Genomic DNA, 1,207 nt, shown 5'->3' with positions numbered 1-1,207 from the left:
AACAGGTGTGGTAGTTGAGTGTCAGGACGAACGATCACAGCATAAGAATAAGGCTCGCGCTCTATCTTTGTTGCAATCGAGGCTACTGACGGCTGAACAGGAAGCGCATGCTCAAGAACAATCAGATCAACGAAAAAGTCTCGTAGGTAGTGGTGACCGTTCTGAGCGAATCAGAACCTATAACTTTCCTCAAGGTCGCATGACTGATCATCGAATTAATTTGACGCTCTATAAGCTAGCTGAAGTTATGGAAGGTGATTTGGACCAGGTGTTACAGCCTTTATTGCAAGAGCATCAGGCTGAATTACTCACTTCTATGGGTGAGTAATAAGTAGATATAGCTTATTGGAGTTTGATATGAGCCATCAACTGACTATTTCAGAGGCGATGGCAAAATCCCTCGAATTGACAAGCAGTTCGGCATCTTTGGATGTTGAGCTGCTCTTATGTCACGTGCTCGATTGCGAGCGTGCTTATTTACGGACCTGGCCTGATAAAAGTCTGGATCAAGACCAAACCGAGCACTTTCTTTCTCTTGTTTCACAACGCCAAAAAGGGCGTCCTATTGCCCACCTAATTGGTCAGCGAGATTTTTGGACTCTAAATTTAAAGGTTAATGAGCATACTCTCATTCCAAGGCCTGATACCGAAGTGCTTGTTGAAAGGGCTTTGAATTTGCCGTTGGATAAGTCCGCCATTTCAGTACTTGATCTCGGAACGGGCACGGGGGCGATAGCCTTGGCATTAGCTAGTGAGCGCCCAGCATGGCAGGTCAATGGTGTTGACCGTTTTCCAAAGGTCATTGAGCTAGCAAGGCAAAACGCAAACTTGAATAGCCTTCCTCATGTTGAGTTCTTCTGCAGCGATTGGTTTTCCGCATTCCGGGAGCAGCGTTTTTCTCTGATTGTTAGTAATCCTCCCTATATCGATGCCAAAGATAAGCACCTGCGTGAAGGGGATGTTCGATTTGAGCCTGCTTCTGCTCTGATTGCTGAAGATCAGGGGATGGCCGATATCAAAAAGATTACGCATGATGCGCGTGAGTTTCTCGAAGCAGGTGGCTGGCTACTTTTTGAACATGGCTATGACCAGGCAGAGCTTGTTAGGTCAGTACTGAAAAAAGCGGGTTATCAGCAGGTCGAGACAAGTAAAGATTATGGCGGTAACGATCGTGTTACCCAGGGCCAATGGACTGGGTAAGACTAGT

General features: G+C 46.3%; 2 protein-coding genes. Both read left to right on the top strand.

Annotation, left to right across the window (positions count from 1 at the left end; all coding sequences use genetic code 11):
• On the top strand, positions 1 to 328 hold a 328-nt coding region (locus A3763_RS22405), incomplete at its 5' end, for a peptide chain release factor-like protein (RefSeq protein WP_304440839.1).
• Positions 329 to 357: 29 nt separating this feature from the next.
• A complete protein-coding gene (prmC, locus tag A3763_RS22400) occupies positions 358 to 1,200 on the top strand; it encodes a peptide chain release factor N(5)-glutamine methyltransferase (protein ID WP_068513801.1) in 843 nt (280 codons plus the stop codon).
• The last annotated feature ends 7 nt before the right edge of the window (positions 1,201 to 1,207 follow it).

Source organism: Oleiphilus sp. HI0128, assembly GCF_001635365.1.
Note: the sequence above shows the minus strand (reverse complement) of the source record. Positions and strands in the feature narration are given on the sequence as shown.

Excerpts from the sequence above, each read along its gene's own strand:
- prmC (WP_068513801.1), top strand. The coding sequence starts at position 358 with ATGAGCCATCAACTGACTATTTCAGAGGCGATGGCAAAATCCCTCGAA.